The sequence below is a fragment of the Candidatus Microbacterium colombiense genome, from assembly GCA_029203165.1.
Taxonomy (GTDB): domain Bacteria; phylum Actinomycetota; class Actinomycetes; order Actinomycetales; family Microbacteriaceae; genus Microbacterium; species Microbacterium colombiense.
Genome location: CP119308.1, coordinates 2895202 through 2912807 on the forward strand (window position 1 = coordinate 2895202; position 17606 = coordinate 2912807).

20 protein-coding genes are annotated in these 17606 nt (G+C 67.0%); 6 read left to right on the plus strand and 14 right to left on the minus strand.

Going from position 1 to position 17606, the window contains the following annotated elements; translation table 11 throughout:
- Positions 1 to 8: 8 nt before the first annotated feature.
- Genes P0Y60_13970 through P0Y60_13980 form a run of 3 tightly spaced genes read right to left on the minus strand, consistent with a single transcriptional unit; the run spans position 9 to position 3989 of the window.
- Positions 9 to 1319 (minus strand): extracellular solute-binding protein, encoded by a 1311-nt coding sequence (locus tag P0Y60_13970; GenBank protein WEK60409.1) that lies wholly within the window; start codon positions 1317 to 1319, stop codon positions 9 to 11.
- 56 nt (positions 1320 to 1375) lie between these two features.
- On the minus strand, positions 1376 to 2860 hold the full coding sequence (locus P0Y60_13975) for a GMC oxidoreductase (protein WEK60410.1): 1485 nt from the start codon (positions 2858 to 2860) through the stop codon (positions 1376 to 1378).
- 16 nt (positions 2861 to 2876) lie between these two features.
- Entirely contained in the window at positions 2877 to 3989 is a 1113-nt protein-coding gene (locus tag P0Y60_13980) for a Gfo/Idh/MocA family oxidoreductase (GenBank protein ID WEK60411.1), read from the minus strand.
- Between the two features lie 115 nt (positions 3990 to 4104).
- On the opposite strand from P0Y60_13980, the gene P0Y60_13985 reads away from it, so the two are divergent.
- The gene (locus P0Y60_13985; GenBank protein ID WEK60412.1) at positions 4105 to 5301 is read left to right on the plus strand and encodes an ROK family protein; all 1197 of its coding nucleotides are present in this window, start codon (positions 4105 to 4107) and stop codon (positions 5299 to 5301) included.
- Here the strand turns inward: P0Y60_13985 and P0Y60_13990 are convergent, their stop codons facing one another.
- From P0Y60_13990 to P0Y60_14005, 4 genes are all read right to left on the minus strand, one after another.
- A complete protein-coding gene (locus tag P0Y60_13990) occupies positions 5302 to 6282 on the minus strand; it encodes a DUF1731 domain-containing protein (protein WEK60413.1) in 981 nt (326 codons plus the stop codon).
- A 1-nt stretch (position 6283) separates the two neighbouring features.
- Positions 6284 to 6655, minus strand: a complete 372-nt coding sequence (locus P0Y60_13995) for a PLD nuclease N-terminal domain-containing protein (protein WEK60414.1) — start codon at positions 6653 to 6655, stop codon at positions 6284 to 6286.
- A gap of 41 nt (positions 6656 to 6696) precedes the next feature.
- Complete coding sequence (locus tag P0Y60_14000) at positions 6697 to 7626, minus strand: aldo/keto reductase (protein ID WEK60415.1); 930 nt, start codon at positions 7624 to 7626, stop codon at positions 6697 to 6699.
- 115 nt (positions 7627 to 7741) lie between these two features.
- Complete coding sequence (locus P0Y60_14005; GenBank protein WEK60416.1) at positions 7742 to 7978, minus strand: helix-turn-helix domain-containing protein; 237 nt, start codon at positions 7976 to 7978, stop codon at positions 7742 to 7744.
- Between the two features lie 94 nt (positions 7979 to 8072).
- Here P0Y60_14005 and P0Y60_14010 point away from each other — a divergent pair, with 94 nt between their 5' ends.
- Genes P0Y60_14010 through P0Y60_14020 form a run of 3 tightly spaced genes read left to right on the plus strand, consistent with a single transcriptional unit; the run spans position 8073 to position 9542 of the window.
- Positions 8073 to 8450, plus strand: a complete 378-nt coding sequence (locus P0Y60_14010; protein ID WEK60417.1) for an XRE family transcriptional regulator — start codon at positions 8073 to 8075, stop codon at positions 8448 to 8450.
- Between the two features lie 7 nt (positions 8451 to 8457).
- Positions 8458 to 8898 (plus strand): ImmA/IrrE family metallo-endopeptidase, encoded by a 441-nt coding sequence (locus tag P0Y60_14015; protein WEK60418.1) that lies wholly within the window; start codon positions 8458 to 8460, stop codon positions 8896 to 8898.
- A 41-nt stretch (positions 8899 to 8939) separates the two neighbouring features.
- On the plus strand, positions 8940 to 9542 hold the full coding sequence (locus tag P0Y60_14020; protein ID WEK60419.1) for a GNAT family protein: 603 nt from the start codon (positions 8940 to 8942) through the stop codon (positions 9540 to 9542).
- 3 nt (positions 9543 to 9545) lie between these two features.
- On the opposite strand, the gene P0Y60_14025 is transcribed toward P0Y60_14020, so the two are convergent.
- On the minus strand, positions 9546 to 9749 hold the full coding sequence (locus P0Y60_14025; GenBank protein WEK60420.1) for a hypothetical protein: 204 nt from the start codon (positions 9747 to 9749) through the stop codon (positions 9546 to 9548).
- 139 nt (positions 9750 to 9888) lie between these two features.
- Between P0Y60_14025 and P0Y60_14030 the strand changes: the two genes are divergently transcribed.
- Complete coding sequence (locus P0Y60_14030; protein WEK60421.1) at positions 9889 to 10500, plus strand: NAD(P)H-dependent oxidoreductase; 612 nt, start codon at positions 9889 to 9891, stop codon at positions 10498 to 10500.
- Between the two features lie 2 nt (positions 10501 to 10502).
- Here the strand turns inward: P0Y60_14030 and P0Y60_14035 are convergent, their stop codons facing one another.
- The 6 genes from P0Y60_14035 to nrdH all read right to left on the minus strand — a co-directional run bounded on the left by P0Y60_14035 (position 10503) and on the right by nrdH (position 15992).
- On the minus strand, positions 10503 to 11525 hold the full coding sequence (locus tag P0Y60_14035) for a hypothetical protein (protein WEK60422.1): 1023 nt from the start codon (positions 11523 to 11525) through the stop codon (positions 10503 to 10505).
- A complete protein-coding gene (locus P0Y60_14040) occupies positions 11522 to 11986 on the minus strand; it encodes a hypothetical protein (protein WEK60423.1) in 465 nt (154 codons plus the stop codon). Before P0Y60_14040 ends, P0Y60_14035 begins: the two co-directional genes overlap by 4 nt.
- Positions 11987 to 12152: 166 nt before the next feature.
- Positions 12153 to 13130: a class 1b ribonucleoside-diphosphate reductase subunit beta gene (nrdF, locus tag P0Y60_14045; protein ID WEK60424.1), complete on the minus strand. Its 978-nt coding sequence runs from the start codon at positions 13128 to 13130 to the stop codon at positions 12153 to 12155.
- A gap of 31 nt (positions 13131 to 13161) precedes the next feature.
- Positions 13162 to 15282 carry a class 1b ribonucleoside-diphosphate reductase subunit alpha gene (gene nrdE / locus P0Y60_14050; GenBank protein ID WEK62928.1) on the minus strand — a complete coding sequence of 707 codons (2121 nt, stop codon included), beginning with the start codon at positions 15280 to 15282 and terminating at the stop codon, positions 13162 to 13164.
- A gap of 20 nt (positions 15283 to 15302) precedes the next feature.
- Entirely contained in the window at positions 15303 to 15752 is a 450-nt protein-coding gene (gene nrdI / locus P0Y60_14055; GenBank protein ID WEK60425.1) for a class Ib ribonucleoside-diphosphate reductase assembly flavoprotein NrdI, read from the minus strand.
- A 6-nt stretch (positions 15753 to 15758) separates the two neighbouring features.
- Positions 15759 to 15992: a glutaredoxin-like protein NrdH gene (gene nrdH, locus P0Y60_14060; GenBank protein WEK60426.1), complete on the minus strand. Its 234-nt coding sequence runs from the start codon at positions 15990 to 15992 to the stop codon at positions 15759 to 15761.
- Between the two features lie 391 nt (positions 15993 to 16383).
- Between nrdH and P0Y60_14065 the strand changes: the two genes are divergently transcribed.
- On the plus strand, positions 16384 to 17592 hold the full coding sequence (locus P0Y60_14065; GenBank protein WEK60427.1) for an MFS transporter: 1209 nt from the start codon (positions 16384 to 16386) through the stop codon (positions 17590 to 17592).
- Positions 17593 to 17606: the final 14 nt, after the last annotated feature.

A 17606-nucleotide genomic window follows, 5' to 3' on the forward strand; every position in this document is an offset into this window, starting at 1 on the left:
GGCAGGTGTCAGTTACCCATCCCGATCGACTCGGCCTGCTGCTGCGCCGCGTCGAGCGCGTCCTGCGCGGATACTCCGCCGCGGACGACCTTCTCCATCTGCTCGCCGATGACCGTGCCGACCTGCGTCCAGGTGGAGACCTTGGGCAGGGTGACACCGGTCTCGAGGCCGGCCTGAACGGTCTCCAGGAGGCGGTCACCGGTCAGCGCGGGGTCTTCCCACGCCGCCTTGACGGCCGGCATGTTCTTGAAGATCTTGAACCATTCGACCTGGCTCGAGGGCTCCGACATGAAGCGCGTGAACTTCCACGCGGCATCCTTGTTCTCGGAGTCCGTGGGCACGAACCAGCTGCCGCCGCCGACCGTGGTGGCCGCATCGCCGTCGGGGCCGACCGGCATGGTCGACAGCGACAGGTTCTCGTCCGCCCAGCCCTCGCCGTTGGCGTCATCGAACCAGCCGACGAACCAGGGGCCACCGTCGATGATCGCCGCGTTCTTGCCGGTGGACGACCAGGAGACGGTGTCGAGGAACGCCGGGCCGTCCGGCGAGGCGAGCCCGTCCTTGATGAGGCTGGACCAGTACTCCAGCGCTTCGACGTTCTCCGGAGAGTTGATCGTCCACTCCGACAGGTCGTCGGAGATGAAGCCCCCGCCGTTCTGCTTCGCGAAGGTCAGCAGCTGACGCGCGGTGTAGGCGTCGTAGGCCGCGTACAGGGCCAGCGGGTACTCGACCCCGGAGTCCTTGAGCTTCTCGCCGAAGGTGCGCAGCCCGTCCCAGTCCTTCGGGGCCTCGGCGCCGGCGGCCTCGGCCAGATCCGAGCGGTAGATCACCATGTCGGCGTAGGCGTACCACGGCACACCGTAGGCGACGTCGTCGTAGACCGAGTTGTCCCAGATGACCTCGAAGAAGTCGTCCTTGTTCACCAGGCCGTCGGGAACCGGGTCGAATCCCCCGGTCGCGATCAACGAGGCCTGCGTCTCGGTGAACGAGTAGATCAGGTCGGGAACGGTGCCGGCGGTGATCGCCGCGGTCATCTTCGACGCGAACTCCTCGCCGGGGATCTGCGTCATGTTGATCTCGACGTCGGGGTTGTCCTTCTTGAACTCATCGAACATCTGCGGCAGCTCGGCGCCGTCGGCACCCTCCGTCCAGATCTCGAGCGTGCCGGTCGCAGGCTTGTCGTCGACCGTGGTCGCGTCTCCGCCGGCGGCGGGCGTGTCAGCGCCGCGTCCGCAGCCGGTCAGCAGCAGTGCGCTGGATGCGACCAGTGCGATTCCGAGCATCGTCGCCCGGCGTCGCGAGGAAGGGTATGTGTGCATCGCGATCATCTCCTAGTGGTGTTTTCGGGTAGTGCAGGTCTTCGGGTGGTGCAGATTCAGAGTGCGGCGGTGACTGCGCGGGCGATGCGCACGGAGAGGGTCGCTCCCGTGAGCGTCGCGTTGCAGGTCAACGCGGTGGGAACCACGCCGTTGCCGGCGAGGAAGAGGTTGTCGAAGCCCCAGACGCGACCGTCGGTGTCGACGACGCTCGTGCCGTCGTCGACCGGTCCCATGCGGACGGTGCCGGTGTAGTGCAGCGAAGCACCGGGCGGCAGGATCTCGGAGTCCCCGTCGGGGAAGGCGCCGATCGCGTTCGCGGCGGCACGCTGCACGTCCATGGTGCGGCGGATCTCGGCGAGGTCGTTCTCCGAGTAGGAGAAGTGCACCGTCATGTGCGGCATGCCGAGCGGATCGGTGAGCTCATCCGAGAACTCGATCCGGTTCTCCGGGCGGATCTCCGTCGCGCAGTACCAGCCCACGCCCAGCACATGCCGGCCGTCGAACTCGCGCTCCATGAGCTGTCCGTGCGCGGGCCGCACCGACCCGATCGAGGGGCTCCAGTACGAGCCGATGAACGGCTCACCCGGCGGAGGGGTCGGGATGTCGTCGTCGCTGAGCCCGAGGCGGGCGGCGTCGATCACGACGTCGCCGTCGATCGAGGCGTGCTCGTTCAACCGCACCCCGAGCGCCTCGGGACGGATGCCGGACGCCCACAGCAGCTGCGGAGTGCGCAGCGCATCGGCGGCGATCAGGATCTGGGACCCGCGGAAGGTGCTCTCGGCGCCGGTCTCGACGTCCTTCGCGACCAGTCCGGTCACGCGTGCGCCGTCGTGCTCGAGGCGGGTCACGAAGACACCGGTGCGGAAGGTGACGTTCTCCGCGCTGCCGTCGAAGATGAACGGGGCGATGTCGCGGGGACCGGTGCGGGCGAACGGGCGATCCGCGTGCGCGACACCGGCCATGGGCATGTAGCCGAACTCGCGCTCGGGGTCGGGGCTGGGGACCGCCGCTCGGATGGCCTCGAAGATCGGCTCGGTGAACGGGTTCTCCAGCAGCGGGCCGACGTAGGTGCGCAGCAGTCCGCGGGCCGTCTCGAGATCGGCGTCCCACTCGTCACGCGGCAGGAAGTCCGGCACCTCTTCGGCGTAGGGCCAGGGAGTCGCCGCGGTCCAGTGCACGCCCATCCCGCCGATGTTCCAGGCGACGGACGCGCCGGGGAACGCGGCGAAGTTGTGCCCGAAGAACGCGGCGGGGAACACCCCGGGTACGTCGGCCTGCCAGGCGTCGCCGTCGATCTCGTTCATCGAGACGGCACCCTTGACGTATTCGATCTGCCGCGCCCGACGCATCAGGTCCTCGTAGGAGGCGTTCAGCGCACTCTCGTCGGCTTCGACGAGGTGCTCGCCCGCGATGCTCGTGATCTCGCGTCCCGCCTCGAGCACGAGGATGGATGCTGTCGGGTTCTGGGCGTGCACCTGCGCCGCGATGACCGCTCCGTTGGGACCTGATCCCACGATGACGAGGTCGTAGTTGTCTGTCATGTCGATTCCTTCTCGCTCACACCTGGTCGGGGGTCACGTCGACCCAGCGCTCACCCTGTGCCGCGGCGAGCACGGCCTCGGTGAGCTGGGCGGCGCGCACGCCGTCGACGAAAGTCGGGAGGCCTTCCGGTGCCTCGCCGCGAATGGCCGCGTATGCGTCAGCGACGAAGCCGTTGAACGCGTCCTGGTAGCCCTGGCCGTGTCCGGCGGGCACGCGGGAGAACCGGGCGACTCCGGGGTGGGCGTGCGTCGGGTCGCGGAACAGCTGCCGATTGCCGTCGCGTGCGCCGATCCACAGCTCCTCCGGGCGCTCCTGGTCGAAGCGGATGCTCGACTCGGAGCCGTGGAGCTCGAGCGTGAGTGCGTTCTTGCGCCCGGCAGCCATCTGCGAGATCAGCAGAGTGCCGATGGCTCCGGACTGCATCTCGACCAGGATCGACACCGCATCCTCGTTCGTGACGGTGTGGCCGCCGCGCTCGTCGTACACCCGACGGGTGCGTGCGGTGAGCCTGACGATGCGCTCTCCCGCGACGAACTCGAGCAGATCGCACAGGTGCGAACCGATGTCGGCGAAGGCCCGCGAGGGACCGCCCTCGGCCGAGGTGGCACGCCAGTCGTCATCCTCCGGCAGCAGCATCCAGTCCTGCAGGTACCCACAGTCGACCGTGAGCAGCGCGCCGATCTCGCCCGCTGCCACACGCGCTCTGGCTTCGCGCACCATCGGGTGGTAGCGGTAGACGAACGGCACAGCGGCGACGACCCCCTGCTCGGCCGCGGCCTGGGCCATCGCTCGAGCCTCGGCGAGGCTGGTCGCGAGGGGCTTCTCGCAGATCACGTGCTTGCCGGCGTCGATCACCCGCAGCGCGAGCTCGGTGTGCGTCGCGTTCGGTGTGCACACGTGCACGATGTCGGCGTCGCCGCTCAGCAGTTCATCGATGTCGCGGGCTGCGCGGTCGATGCCGAGTTCCTTCGCGGCCTGTGCGGCGCGGTCGGGGTGAGAGCTGGCGAGGATGGCCGTGGTGGCACCCGCCGCGCGAGCCGCGCGGCTATGCACCTGTGCCATGAATCCCCCGCCGAGGAAGCCGGATCGGATCGTTCCGACCTCGGTGTCAGTGACGTCCGTTGTCATGTCGATGATTCTGACACACCTCGGCATACTTTTGCTACTTATTCGTCAGAAGTTTATTTACCGTCGTCGAATCTGTCTCGACAGAGAACGAAAGGGTCTGTGGTTTACTGACCCTATGAGCGACGCCGACCGCAACTTCGGGGGCGCATCGACCGGCGCCGGAGAGATCTTCCAGCTCCTCCTCGATGGCCATGCCCGCACCAAGGCCGACCTCGTGCACCTCACGGGTCTGGCACGGTCGACCGTGTCGTCTCGCGTCGACGCCCTGCTCGCCTCGGGGCTCGTGATCCCCGCGGGCGAGGCGGCCTCGACCGGAGGGCGCCCACCCTCGCGCGTCTCCTTCAACCCGCGGGCAGGCCTCGTGCTCGCCGTCGACCTCGGCGCATCGCACGCGACGGTCGCGATCTCCGACCTCGGCGGGCGCATCCTCGCCTCGACCACGCACGACCTCGACATCGCCAGCGGCCCGGTCGCCGTGCTCGACCGCGTCGTGGCGGACGGCCGCGGACTGCTCGACGACACGACCCTGAGCAGGATCCCGGTCGTCGGCGTCGGGATCGGCGTCCCCGGCCCGGTCGAGCACTCCTCCGGTCGCCCCTACAACCCACCCATCATGCCGGGGTGGGACCGATTCGACATCCCCGCCTACGTGCAGCAGACCTTCGATGTGCCGGTGCTGGTCGACAACGACGTGAACGTGCTCGCCCTCGGCGAGCAGACGGCGAGCTTCCCCGAGACCACCGATCTGATCTTCGTGAAAGTGGCCACGGGCATCGGCGCCGGCATCATCGCCGGCGGCGTGCTGCAGCGGGGCGCCCAGGGCTCGGCGGGCGACATGGGCCACGTGCGCGTTCCGCACTCCCCAGATTCCCCGCACGCCGGTGACGAGGACCGCGACCTCGAAGACCTCGCCAGCGGCAGCGCGATCGCGGCCGCTCTGCGCGCGCAGGGAACGGACGCCGAGACGAGCCACGATGTCGTCGAGCTCGTGCGCTCGGGCAACGCCGCCGCGATCGAGGCGCTGCGTCAAGCCGGCCGCGATGTCGGCGAAGTGCTGGCCACGGTCGTCAATCTGTTGAACCCCTCCGTGATCGTGCTCGGCGGCAGCATCGCCCGCGCTGGAGAGCACCTGCTCGCGGGCGTCAGGGAGGTCGTGTACCGACGCTCCATTCCGCTCGCCACCCAGCACCTGGCCATCGTGCAATCGCCCACGGGCGAACGCGCCGCCGTACTCGGAGCAGCCGTGCTGGTCGCCCGCGAAGTGCTCTCACCCGCGAACGTCGACGCGCGCGTCACCGCCGCGTCGCGCTGATCATCCCCGGCGCTGCCGCCACGCGTCCTGCAGGGCGGGCTCCAGCTCGGGGTAGCGGAACTCGTACCCGGAATCCGTCAGCACCTGCGGGGCGACCCACCGGCTCTTGAGCACCAGTTCGGGCTCCTTGCGCAGCACCCACATCGCGGGTTCGAGCATGAAGCGCCACGCCGGAAGACCGAACGGCATGCCCACAACGCGCCGCAGCGTCGCCATCAGCCCGCGGTTGTCGCTCTGCGTCGGGGCCGAGATGTTCACCGGCCCGTCGATCGAGGGATCGTCGCGGATATGCCGCACCGCGCCGACCAGGTCATCGACGTGCACCCAGCTGAACTTCTGCCGCCCGCGCGAGCGGTGTCCCAGCGGCTGGTCCGGCTGGGTGGGATGCGGACCGATGCCGCGGTACCGCTGATGCGGGAACCACCAGCCGTCGAACTGCGGCCCGCCGAGGCCCCATCGCGCGAGCTGGAAGAAGAGGTCGGTCGCCGCACCGTCGCCGAGCACGATCGTGATGCGCAGAGCCACGCGGCGCGTGCCGGGGAGCTCACCACGGAACAGTTCGTCCTCCCAGGCGAGCGCGACATCGGGCGAGAAGCCCGTGTCGTACTCGGTGTCCGCCTCGGTCTGCGGGCGATCGAGCGCGTAGCGGTACACCGTGGCGCTGCTGGCGTTCATCCACACGGCCGGCGGTTCCGCGGATCGCTCGACCGCCTCGTGCAAGGCGCGGGTCGTGTCGATCCGGGAACGCAGGAACTCGTCGCGGTTCGCATCGGTGAAACGGCAGTCGATCGCCTTGCCGGCCAGGCCGATCAGCAGATCCGCCCCGTCGACGAGACGCAGGATCGCGTCCGAGTCGTCCCACCGGGCGTCGGGGCCGTTCCGGCCGATGACGCTGACCGCATACCCGTCGGCTTCGAGGGCGTCTTTCAACGCCGAGCCGAGGAACCCGGATCCGCCGCCGATGACCGCTCGCTTCGCCATCTCAGGCCTTCTCCTGGCCGTCGGGCTCGCCCTTGCGCTTCTCGATCTCCTGCCGAAGACGCCATTCCTCGATCTCCCGATCGAGATCCGCGATCTGCTGCTCGGTGGTTCGCGCATCGACGGGGGGCGCCGGACGCACCTCCGTCTGCACCGAACGGGGCGCGCGGCGCATGCGCGGGATCGAGATACCCTCACTGCCGTATTCGCGGCCCAGACCGAACCAGAGCAGACTGCCGACCAACGGGAGCAGGATGACGATGATGATCCACACCATCTTCGGCAGGTGCTTCACCTGGGAGTCGTCGCGAGTGATGATGTCGATCAGCGCACCGATCATCAGGGCGATGACGAGGAGCGAGAACAGGAACGGCATGAGTTCAGGGTAGACGACGCCGAAGCGCCGCGCCCGGGTGACTACGGCAGAAGATGCCCGGCAGCGCGGAACAGCTCGTACCACTCGGCCCGCGTGAGCTCGACATCGGCGCCTGCCGCGGCGTCCTGCACCCGCTCCGGCGTGGTGGTGCCGAGCACGACCTGCATCTTCGCGGGATGCCGGGTGATCCACGCCGTCGCGATGGCGATGGCGCTGACCTGATGCGCGGCCGCGAGACGATCGATCACCGCGTTGAGCTCGGCATACTCCGGATTGCCGAGGAACACTCCGGTGAAGAATCCTCCCTGGAACGGCGACCACGCCTGGATGGTGATGCCGTTGATGCGGCAGTACTCGACGATCCCGCCGCCGTCACGACCGACGCTCTGCTCCGACCCCACCATGTTCATCGCGATGGGCTGCGCGATGATCGGTGCGTGCGTGATCGACAGCTGCAGCTGGTTCGCGACGAGCGGCTGCGTGACGGCCGTGCGGAGCAGGTCGATCTGTCGCGGGGTGTGGTTCGACACCCCGAACGCGCGCACCTTGCCCGATGCCTCGAGTTCGTCGAACGCGCGCGCGACCTCCTCGGGCTCGACCAGCGCGTCGGGCCGGTGCAGCAGGAGAACGTCGAGACGGTCGGTGCGCAGTGCCCGCAGCGAGCCTTCCACCTGGGCGGTGATGTGCTCGTACGAGAAGTCGAACATCCCCTCCGACGGCACGATCCCGCACTTGGTCTGCAGGACGATCTCGTCGCGCTCGGCGCTGCTCAGCTGGAGCGCGTCGGCGAAGCGGGTCTCGCAGTGGTGCATACTGCCGCCGTAGATGTCGGCGTGATCGAAGAAGTCGATGTCGGCGTCTCGTGCCGCGCGGTAGAGAGTGCGGATGTGGGCATCGTCCTTGTCGTCGATGCGCATCATCCCGGCGATGACGGCGGGCGCGGTGGTTGATCCGAACGGAACGGTCTTCATGCCGCCACGATACCGCGCCGCCCGGGCGAGGCTGCGGGAGTCGACCGGAGGCGCGACCCCAGTGGCGCCCCCGGTCGTTCGCCTTCCCCTGCCTTCCCCTGCGTGGACGCGCGCGTCAGGGAGACGCGTCCGTCACGCGCGGCGACGGCACCAGAACGGAGGGGGAGAGCTCCAGCGCAGCCGCGATGGCGGCGAGTTCAGTGACCGTGAAGTCGGTGCTCGCCTGCATCTTGCGCCGCAGGGTGGAGTAGGCGATTCCCGATCGGTCTGCCAGCCAACGCTTGGACTGACCGAGTCGATCGAGTTCTGACGCGACCGCCACTGCCACCAGCTGTCGCTCATCTGTCGTCACACGTCGACACTATCCGCCCGCATGGCGACAAGCAAGGGGAAAGCAGACCAGTATGACGGCATCTTGGGTACGGAGCGGTGCTATCGTGACACGTGTGAAGACACCCTCCGAGGAGTTCAACGCCGCCGTCGGACGCCAGTTGCGTGGCGAGATCGGCGCAGCCGGGAGCAGCATCGCGGCGATGGCCCGCGATATCGGCATCGCCCGCAGTGCTCTCGACAACTATGTCACCGGCAAGCGCTCGATCCCCGTGCCCGTGGTCTACGCCGTCTGCGCCGCCGTGAAGGTCGCGCCCCATGTGCTGCTCCAGCGGGCCGAGGAGCGGTTGAGCACCGACAGCGACCAGGGTGCCGGCGTGCTCACCCCGTTCCGTCGTCGCCGGGATGTCACAGGCTCCGGCGAAGATATCCCCGAGGTCGCCTTCGGCTCCCGCGTCGGCCACGAGGGCGACACCGACGACCTCTACCAGTAGGGACACCATGGACCACCTCCTCCGACTCGTCGAGGAGAACGGTCTGCGCCTGGTCGAACGCACGGGTCCCACGCGCGGTGGGTATGACCACACGTCCTCGACGATCCGCCTCGCGCCGGGAATGAGTGTGCGCACGACCACGAGCGTGCTCGCCCACGAGCTCGGGCACGCCGTGCTGGGGCACACGGTCTCGCGCGACCCGAAGACGCGCGCCCGGCAGGAGCGCTGCGCCGACGAGTGGGCCGCCCGAGCCCTGATCACACCGGCGTCGTACGCCGCCGCCGAAGCCGCCCGCGGCACCCACCGCGCGAGCCTCGCGTTCGAGCTCGGCGTGACCGTGGAACTCGTCGACGCCTACCGGAGGATGCTCCAGCGCATCGGCGACAACACCTACGTCTCACCGCGCATGGGAACGGGGCAGTGGGCCGATCGGGTGACGGCCGGCTGAGCCGCCACAACTCCGGGAGGAGCGCCTGATTGAATAGGCGCATGGCCTTCCTCGTCTCCCCCGCCGCCGTCACTCTGACCGGCAGACTCGTCGAGCTGCGACCGCTCGAGACCTCGCACCGCGATGCGCTGATCGAGGCCGTCGAGGAGGGAGATCTGTGGAAGACCGCCTGGTACACGTCCGTTCCGGCGCCGGACGGCGTCGAGGCGGAGATCGCCCGCCGGATCGCGCTGCGCGAGACCGGGGAGATGATCCCGTTCACGGCCTTCGATGCGTCGGGACGCGTGCTCGGTCTCACCTCGTACTACGACATCGTCGCCGATGTGCCCCGTCTGCACATCGGCTACACCTGGAACCGCCCGTCGGCACACGGCAGCGGCACGAACGCCGAGTCGAAACTGCTGCTGCTGCAGCACGCCTTCGAGACGCTCGGGGTGTTCCGGGTGGGGCTCACCACGCAGTGGGTGAACTTCCAGTCGCGCGCCGCCATCGAGCGACTCGGCGCCAAACAGGACGGCGTGATGCGGGCGATGTCGCGCTATCGCAACGGCGCGCTGCGCGACAGCGTCGAGTTCTCGATCATCGAGCCGGAGTGGCCGGCGGTGAGGGCGACCCTCGAGGCACGCCTCGCGCGGCGCGCCTGAGCGTCAGTCGGTCGCGTTGCCCGACCAGTTGTTCGAGCGACGCGTGGCGGTGCCGCCCTGGCGCATCATGAACGCGAGCGACAGCATCGTGATCAGCAGACCGCCGGTGAACACGATCGCCTGGAAGTCTTCGAGCGACTGCGCCAGGCCCATGAGGTAGATGCCTCCGAGGAAGAGGATCATGAAGAAGATGAAGCTGAGGATCACGGGGTCTCCTGTCGTAGCGGCCGCTCTCTAGCGTACCGCCCGCGGGTCGCACACCTGTCGCGGGCGGCGCCGACTAGCGCAGACCGCGAGCGCAGGGAACCCCCTGTGCCACGCGACGCGGGCGTGGTTGTGTCGGCGCATGAACACTCCTCTGAAGGCGCTCGCCATCTCCTGCACGCTGAAGCCGTCGCCGGCGGAGTCGAGTTCCGACCTGCTCGCGACTCAGCTCCTCTCCGCCCTCGCCGACCACGGCGTCACGGGTGAGCTGGTGCGTGCGGTCGACAGCGTGATCAGCCCCGGCGTCGAGGCCGACATGGGCGGAGACGACGAGTGGCCGGCGCTGCGGCGCAAGGTGCTGGGTGCCGACATCCTGGTCTTCGCCACCCCGACGTGGATGGGGCAGCATTCCAGTGTCGCCCAGCGGGTGCTCGAGCGGCTCGACGCGGAGTTGAGCGAGACCGATGCGCGCGGTCGGCCGACCCTGTTCGACAAGGTCGCGATCGCCGGGATCGTGGGAAACGAGGATGGCGCGCATCACATCGCCGCCATCGTCTTCCAGTGCCTGAACGACGTCGGGTACACCGTGCCCGCCCAGGCCTCCGTGTACTGGAACGGTGAGGCGATGCACACCACCGACTACAAGGATCTCGACGAGACGCCGGAGAAGGTCGCGTCCGCGATCGCGACGGCGACCCGCAACGCCGCGCACCTCGCCCGCTCGTTGCGTGAGCGGGAGTACCCCGTCGGCTGAGCTCAGGCGGGGCCAGGGGCACGCGTGAACGTCACGACCTCACCGCGCCGCTCCTTCGTCATCGCCAGACCGGCCAGTTCCAGCCGTCGGAAGACACGGCGCGGGAGAGCCGGCAGCTCGGCGCTGAAACCGGCGGGAGGCTTCGCGAGGCCGGCGACCAGCGACAGGTCGACGTCCGGGCCCCGCAGTTCCAGGCGCGCATAGTCGCTGCGGCAGCGCCAGCGCAGATGCTGCAGATCGCGGAAGGCGATGACGTGCAGCGTCTCCCCCACCGTCACACGCAGTTCGTCGTTCCCGAAGGCGACACTGCACGAGGCCGTCCGTCGACGGAGCACGGCCGTGAAGACGAGGTACACCGGGAGGGCGATCACGACCCCCACGAGAAGGATGGCCAGGCGCGCCCCCAGGCGCATGACGACGTCGTCGAGCACGATCAACAGGGCTGTGGTCACGCCTCCCGCCACCACGACGATGACCACGATCATCTGCGTGAGGCGCCGCATGCGCAGTTCGAGCGCGGGGAACTTCACGATCGATCCGTCACCGGTCTCGTCGCGCTCCCACTCCGGCGGCACGGGAGGCGGGGGTTTCTTCGCATCGCGTCGCGTGAACAGGTCGCTGACACGAGCCAACAGACCGAGCCAGATCCATCCGGCGGCCGGGATGGCGGCCATCTGGAGCACGACGACCACGGCGCGCGCCGCATCCGGGAAGGTGGAGAGCATATCCCCGGCGAATTCCAGCACGATCACCAGGAGCGCGGCGAGCCCGACCGCCACGGCGACGTGCAGCACGACGCCGCCGCGCACCGGAACCATGTCCATCGTGCGGTTGACGAAGGCGAAGCCGAAGCACCACCCGCCCACGAGCATCATCAGGAAGGGGAAGAAGCTGAGGTCGTCACCGGCGACCGTGAAGCCGATCGCTGCCAGGAGCAGCGTCGAACCCAGGATCAGCGGATAGCGGACGAACCACCGATCCACGCTGCGCGCGATGCGGGCATCGGAGGTGTTCGTCGCAGTCATGCCGGCGGCTCGTCGGCGATGCGCTGCTTCCAGTAGTCGATCTGCGCCTGTGTGTGCGCGTGCGACAGCGGGTCGACCGCCTGGCCTGCGGCCTCGAGCCACCACACGGCCGACGGCCGATCACCCGCCACGCAGGCCAGCGCGCCGAGCGCGAGCTCGGGCGGATGCGGTCTGTTCCGGAAGAAGAGCGCGTCACCGCCCCGGACGTTGACGGGCATGCCGTTCCCCTTCATCAGCTTCTTGCGCGGCAGGGAGCGCACCAGCACGTCTTCGGTGGTGCCGTGGCGCCACCCGTTGACGAGCTCGGGGCTCGCATCCATGATCAGCAGCAGCGCGACCAGCTGATCACGCGGCGTCATGCCTTCGGCGGTCACGCTGTCCGGCCATCCCGACCATCCGACACCGAGGCGATCCAGCGCCCGTTCCATCTCTTCGAGAAGGTCAGCTCGTGTGATCGGCACGTGAATAGACCCCTGTTGCATGCATTCCCGCAGTCTATGGGGAGGCCCGGACGTGGCCTGATGCGAGGGGCGCCGAACGAGAACACCCCCGAAGGATGCTGCCTGCGCAGCGTCTCTCGGGGGTGTCGTCGGCCGCGCGATCATGCGCGCGACGGGGCTCTCTGACTCAGAAGTCCCAGTCGTCGTCTTCCGTTGCCTCGGCCTTGCCGATGACGTACGACGAGCCCGACCCGCTGAAGAAGTCATGGTTCTCGTCGGCGTTCGGCGAGAGCGCCGACAGGATCGCCGGGTTCACGTTGGTGACGGTCGAGGGGAACATCGCTTCGTAGCCGAGGTTCATCAGCGCCTTGTTGGCGTTGTAGTGCAGGAACTTCTTGACGTCTTCGGTCAGACCGACGCCGTCGTAGAGGTCCTGCGTGTACTGCACCTCGTTGTCGTAGAGCTCGAAGAGCAGGTTGAAGGTGTAGTCCTTCAACTCCTGACGACGCTCCTCGGTCTCGTTCTCGAGCCCCTTCTGGAACTTGTACCCGATGTAGTACCCGTGCACGGCCTCATCGCGGATGATGAGGCGGATGAGGTCGGCCGTGTTCGTGAGCTTCGCCTTGGACGACCAGTAGATCGGCAGGTAGAAGCCCGAGTAGAACAGGAACGACTCCAGCAGGGTCGAGGCGATCTTGCGCTTGAGCGGGTCGTCTCCCTGGTAGTAGTCCATGATGATCTGAGCCTTCTTCTGAAGGTTCGGATTCTCGGTGGACCAGCGGAACGCCTCGTCGATCTCCTTGGTCGACGCGAGCGTCGAGAAGATCGAGGAATAGCTCTTCGCGTGCACCGACTCCATGAAGGCGATGTTGGTGTACACCGCCTCCTCGTGCGGGGTGATCGCATCCGGAATCAGCGAGACCGCACCCACGGTGCCCTGGATCGTGTCGAGCAGCGTCAGGCCGGTGAAGACCCGCATGGTCAGCAGCTGCTCTTCGGGCGTCAACGTGTTCCACGACTGGATGTCGTTCGACAGCGGCACCTTCTCGGGCAACCAGAAGTTGTTCACCAGACGGTTCCAGACCTCGAGGTCCTTGTCATCGATGATGCGGTTCCAGTTGATCGCCTGCACGCTGTCGACCAGCTTGATCTGTGGGGGTGTCATGTCTTCGTCGTTTCTCGAGTCAGTGAGCAGGTTAGAGCATGCAGGAGACGCACTCGGCCATGTCGGTGCCCTCGAGCGCCAGCTGGCGGAGACGGATGTAGTAGATCGTCTTGATGCCCTTGCGCCATGCGTAGATCTGCGCCTTGTTGATGTCACGCGTGGTGGCGGTGTCCTTGAAGAACAGCGTCAGCGACAGGCCCTGATCCACGTGCTGCGTCGCCGCCGCGTACGTGTCGATGACCTTCTCGTAGCCGATCTCGTAGGCGTCCTGGTAGTACTCCAGGTTGTCGTTCGTCATGAACGCCGCCGGGTAGTAGACGCGACCGAGCTTGCCTTCCTTGCGGATCTCGATCTTCGACGCGATCGGGTGGATCGACGACGTCGAGTTGTTGATGTACGAGATCGAACCGGTCGGGGGCACCGCCTGCAGGTTCTGGTTGTAGATGCCGTGCTCCTGGATCGACGACTTCAGCGCCACCCAGTCGGCCTGCGTCGGGATGTGCTTACCCGCGAAGAGCTCCTTGACCTTCTCGGTCTCGGGCTCCCAGGCGCGCTCGATGTACTTGTCGAAGAACTCCCCCGACGCGTACGTCGAGTCCTCGAAGCCGTCGAAGGCCTGCTTGCGCTCGATCGCGAGGTTGTTGGACGCACGCAGAGCGTGGAACAGCACCGTGTAGAAGTAGATGTTCGTGAAGTCGATGCCCTCTTCGGACCCGTAGTAGACGTGCTCACGAGCGAGGTAGCCGTGCAGGTTCATCTGCCCGAGGCCGATCGCGTGCGAACGGTCGTTGCCGTCCTCGATCGAGCGCACGGAGCGGATGTGGCTCTGGTCACTCACCGCGCTCAGCGCGCGGATCGCCGTCTCGACCGTCTGGCCGAGGTCATCGGCATCCATCGACAGCGCGATGTTCATCGAGCCGAGGTTGCACGAGATGTCCTTGCCGATCTGGTCGTACGACAGGTCGTCGTTGTATGTGGTCGGCGTGTTCACCTGCAGGATCTCACTGCACAGGTTCGACATGTTGATGCGGCCCTTGATCGGGTTGGCCTTGTTCACCGTGTCCTCGAACATGATGTACGGGTAGCCCGACTCGAACTGGATCTCGGCGACGGTCTGGAAGAACTCGCGCGCGTTGATCTTGGTCTTCTTGATGCGCGGGTTGTCGACCATCTCGCGGTACTTCTCGGTGACCGAGATGTCACCGAAAGGCACGCCGTAGACCTTCTCGACGTCGTACGGGGAGAACAGGTACATGTCCTCGCCGTTCTTGGCGAGCTCGAACGTGATGTCGGGCACGACGACACCGAGCGAGAGCGTCTTGATGCGGATCTTCTCGTCGGCGTTCTCACGCTTGGTGTCGAGGAAGCGCATGATGTCGGGGTGGTGCGCGTTGAGGTACACCGCGCCGGCACCCTGACGTGCGCCGAGCTGGTTGGCGTAGCTGAAACTGTCTTCGAGGAGCTTCATGACCGGGATGATGCCCGAGGACTGGTTCTCGATCTGCTTGATCGGCGCACCGGCCTCGCGGATGTTCGAGAGGAGCAGGGCCACGCCACCGCCGCGCTTGGAGAGCTGCAGCGCCGAGTTGATGCCGCGGGCGATCGACTCCATGTTGTCTTCGATGCGCAGCAGGAAGCAGCTGACGAGCTCACCACGCTGGGCCTTGCCCGCGTTGAGGAACGTCGGCGTCGCCGGCTGGAAGCGGCCGGAGATGATCTCCTCGACCAGCGCGATGGCGAGCTTCTCATCGCCGTCCGCCAGGCCCAGGGCCGTCATCACGACGCGGTCCTCGAAACGCTCGAGGTAGCGCTTGCCGTCGAACGTCTTGAGTGTGTAGCTCGTGTAGTACTTGAAGGCGCCGAGGAACGTCTCGAAGCGGAACTTCTTGTCGTAGGCGAGGTCGTTGAGCTTCTGGATGAACTCCATCGAGTACTGCTCGATCACGGCCGGCTCGTAGTACTCCTTCTCGACCAGGTAGTCGAGGCGCTCCTTGAGGGAGTGGAAGAAGACGGTGTTCTGGTTCACGTGCTGCAGGAAGTACTCGCGAGCCGCACGCTTGTCGGCGTCGAACTGGATCTTCCCGTTCGCGTCGTACAGGTTCAGCATCGCGTTGAGGGCGTGGTAGTCGAGGCCCTCGAATGCGGGGTTCATCTTGAACGCCTTCTGTTCGGTCACTGCCTGCTCGTCAACTGCGGTACCCACCGTCGCTCCAATCCGTCGCTCACGCGATCAACATCGTCCTGTGTGCCGAAGATCTCGAGCCGATACAAGTGAGGCACGTTGCACTTGCGGCTGATGATGTCACCGGCGAGACAGAAGGAATCGCCGAAGTTGGTGTTGCCCGCGGAGATGACTCCACGGATGTGACGCCGGTTCTCCTCGTCGTTGAGGAACCGGATCACCTGCTTGGGCACGGCCCCTCGTTCGACGCCGCGCCCCTCACCCCCACCGTAGGTAGGGGTGACCAGCACGAAGGGCTCGTCGATGACGAGGGCTTCTTCCTGCCGGAGAAGGGGGATGCGTCGGGCCGGAAGCCCGAGCTTCTCGACGAAGCGTGCGGTGTTACCCGACGCGCTCGAGAAGTAGACCAGGAGCGGCGCTGCGGTCGCGACGGCGCTCATGGCGGATCACGCCAGACGCGACGCGAGCTCGTTGATCTTGTCGGGACGGAAGCCCGACCAGTGGTCCTCGTCGGTGACGACGACGGGTGCCTGCATGTAGCCCAGCGCCTTGACCTGTTCCAGGGCCGTCGGGTCCTCCGACAGGTCGTGGATCTCGTATTCGATTCCCTTGGCATCCAGGGCGCGGTACGTCGCGTTGCACTGGACACAGGACGGCTTCGTGTAGACCGTGATCGACATCTTTTTCGGCTTCCCCTCAAATCTCTGGCCCGCTTCTCAGCAGACTGTTTCCGGCCAACCCCCGCCGGGAGTTCAATACTACATATAGGTACGGACATTGAGGTCGACCACAAGGGCTAGTAGTTACATCCGTGTAGTTTTCCACCGCTCTCCACTGTTACAACACAGGTTCTCCACCGTTTCTTCCACAGGTCGAGGGCTCATCGGGAGCCTCTCGAACCGCGAGAAATCGCGGCTGGGAGACGCCTGTGAGCGATCCATCCACAGGGGGCACGATAGAGGGGGGTTCCGACATCCGACTGCCTGTGGAAACTGCGTTCCGGCGTGTCGTCGGCGTGTCGCATCGCGGTCCGCTTCGACGCCTGTCGTCGGCTCCCGGTACCGTTGTGAGGTGGCGGGATATCGGGAGCTCCTTCGCACGCCCGGAGTGGCGCGCATGATGGCGGCGCAGCTGACGGCGCGCTTCCCCAACGGCATGACCTCGCTCGCGATCCTGCTGCATGTGGAGCAGCAGACCGGCTCCTACGGTGCCGCCGGACTCGTCCTCGCGGCCACCAGCGTCGGGCAGGCCGTGGCCGGACCCATCACGAGCCGGTGGATGGGCGCCTGGGGCATGCGCCGCGTGCTCACCCTGACCTTGAGCATGTGCGTGCTGGCGGTGCTCGGTCTCGCCCTCCTCCCTCTGAACGTGCCCGGCTACATGGCTCTCGGCATGGTCGCCGGCCTCTCCACTCCCCCCGTGCAGGCCGCCGTGCGCACGATCTACCCCAAGCTCGTCAACTCGTCGCAGCTCACTCCGCTGTTCTCCCTGGATGCCTCGCTGCAGGAGATCATCTGGATCCTCGCGCCGGTCGTCATCACTCTCGTCTCGACCCAGGTCGGCACCGTTGAGGGGCTGATCCTCGTCGCGATCATCCTCATCGGCGGCGGAGCGTGGTTCATCCTCGCGCCCGAGGTCGGACGCGTGCGCATCCCCCGCAGCCGCAACCGCCTGGGTGCCGTGGTGCTCAAGCCTCCCGTGATGATGGCCACGATCATCGGCTTCCTGCTGATCGGTGCGTGCGCGGCGGTCGAAGTGGGCGTCGTCGCGACCTTCGAGCACGGCAGCCTCTCCGCGGGGATCGTGCTGGCGGTGTTCGCCCTCGGCAGCCTCGCGGGAGGCCTCGCGTTCGGGCACATCCCGATCGGACCGTGGGCGATGGCACGCCGTCTGGTGATCGTCACCGTCGGGCTCTCCCTCACCATGATCTCGCTCGACATCTTCTGGCTCGGCGGCACACTGATCCTCGCCGGCATCGGCATCGCCCCGGCGCTCGCGGTGCTCTTCGCGATCACCTCTGCGAGCGTGAAGTTCAGCGAGACCGCCGAGGCCTTCGGCTGGGCCGGCACCGGACAGCTCATCGGCGCCGCGGCCGGTTCGGCGATCGCCGGCTTCCTGGTCGACGCCTCCGACCCCCGCGGTGCCTATCTCGCCGCCGTACTGTTCGCTGCCGCCGGCCTCGTGGTCTCGATCGTGTTCGTCCGCGCCTTCCCCGATCTGCGTCACCGCGATGCGAGTCCCCATCCCGACACCGAACCCCTGGCGGTCACTCCCTCATGAGCTCCCCTCACACT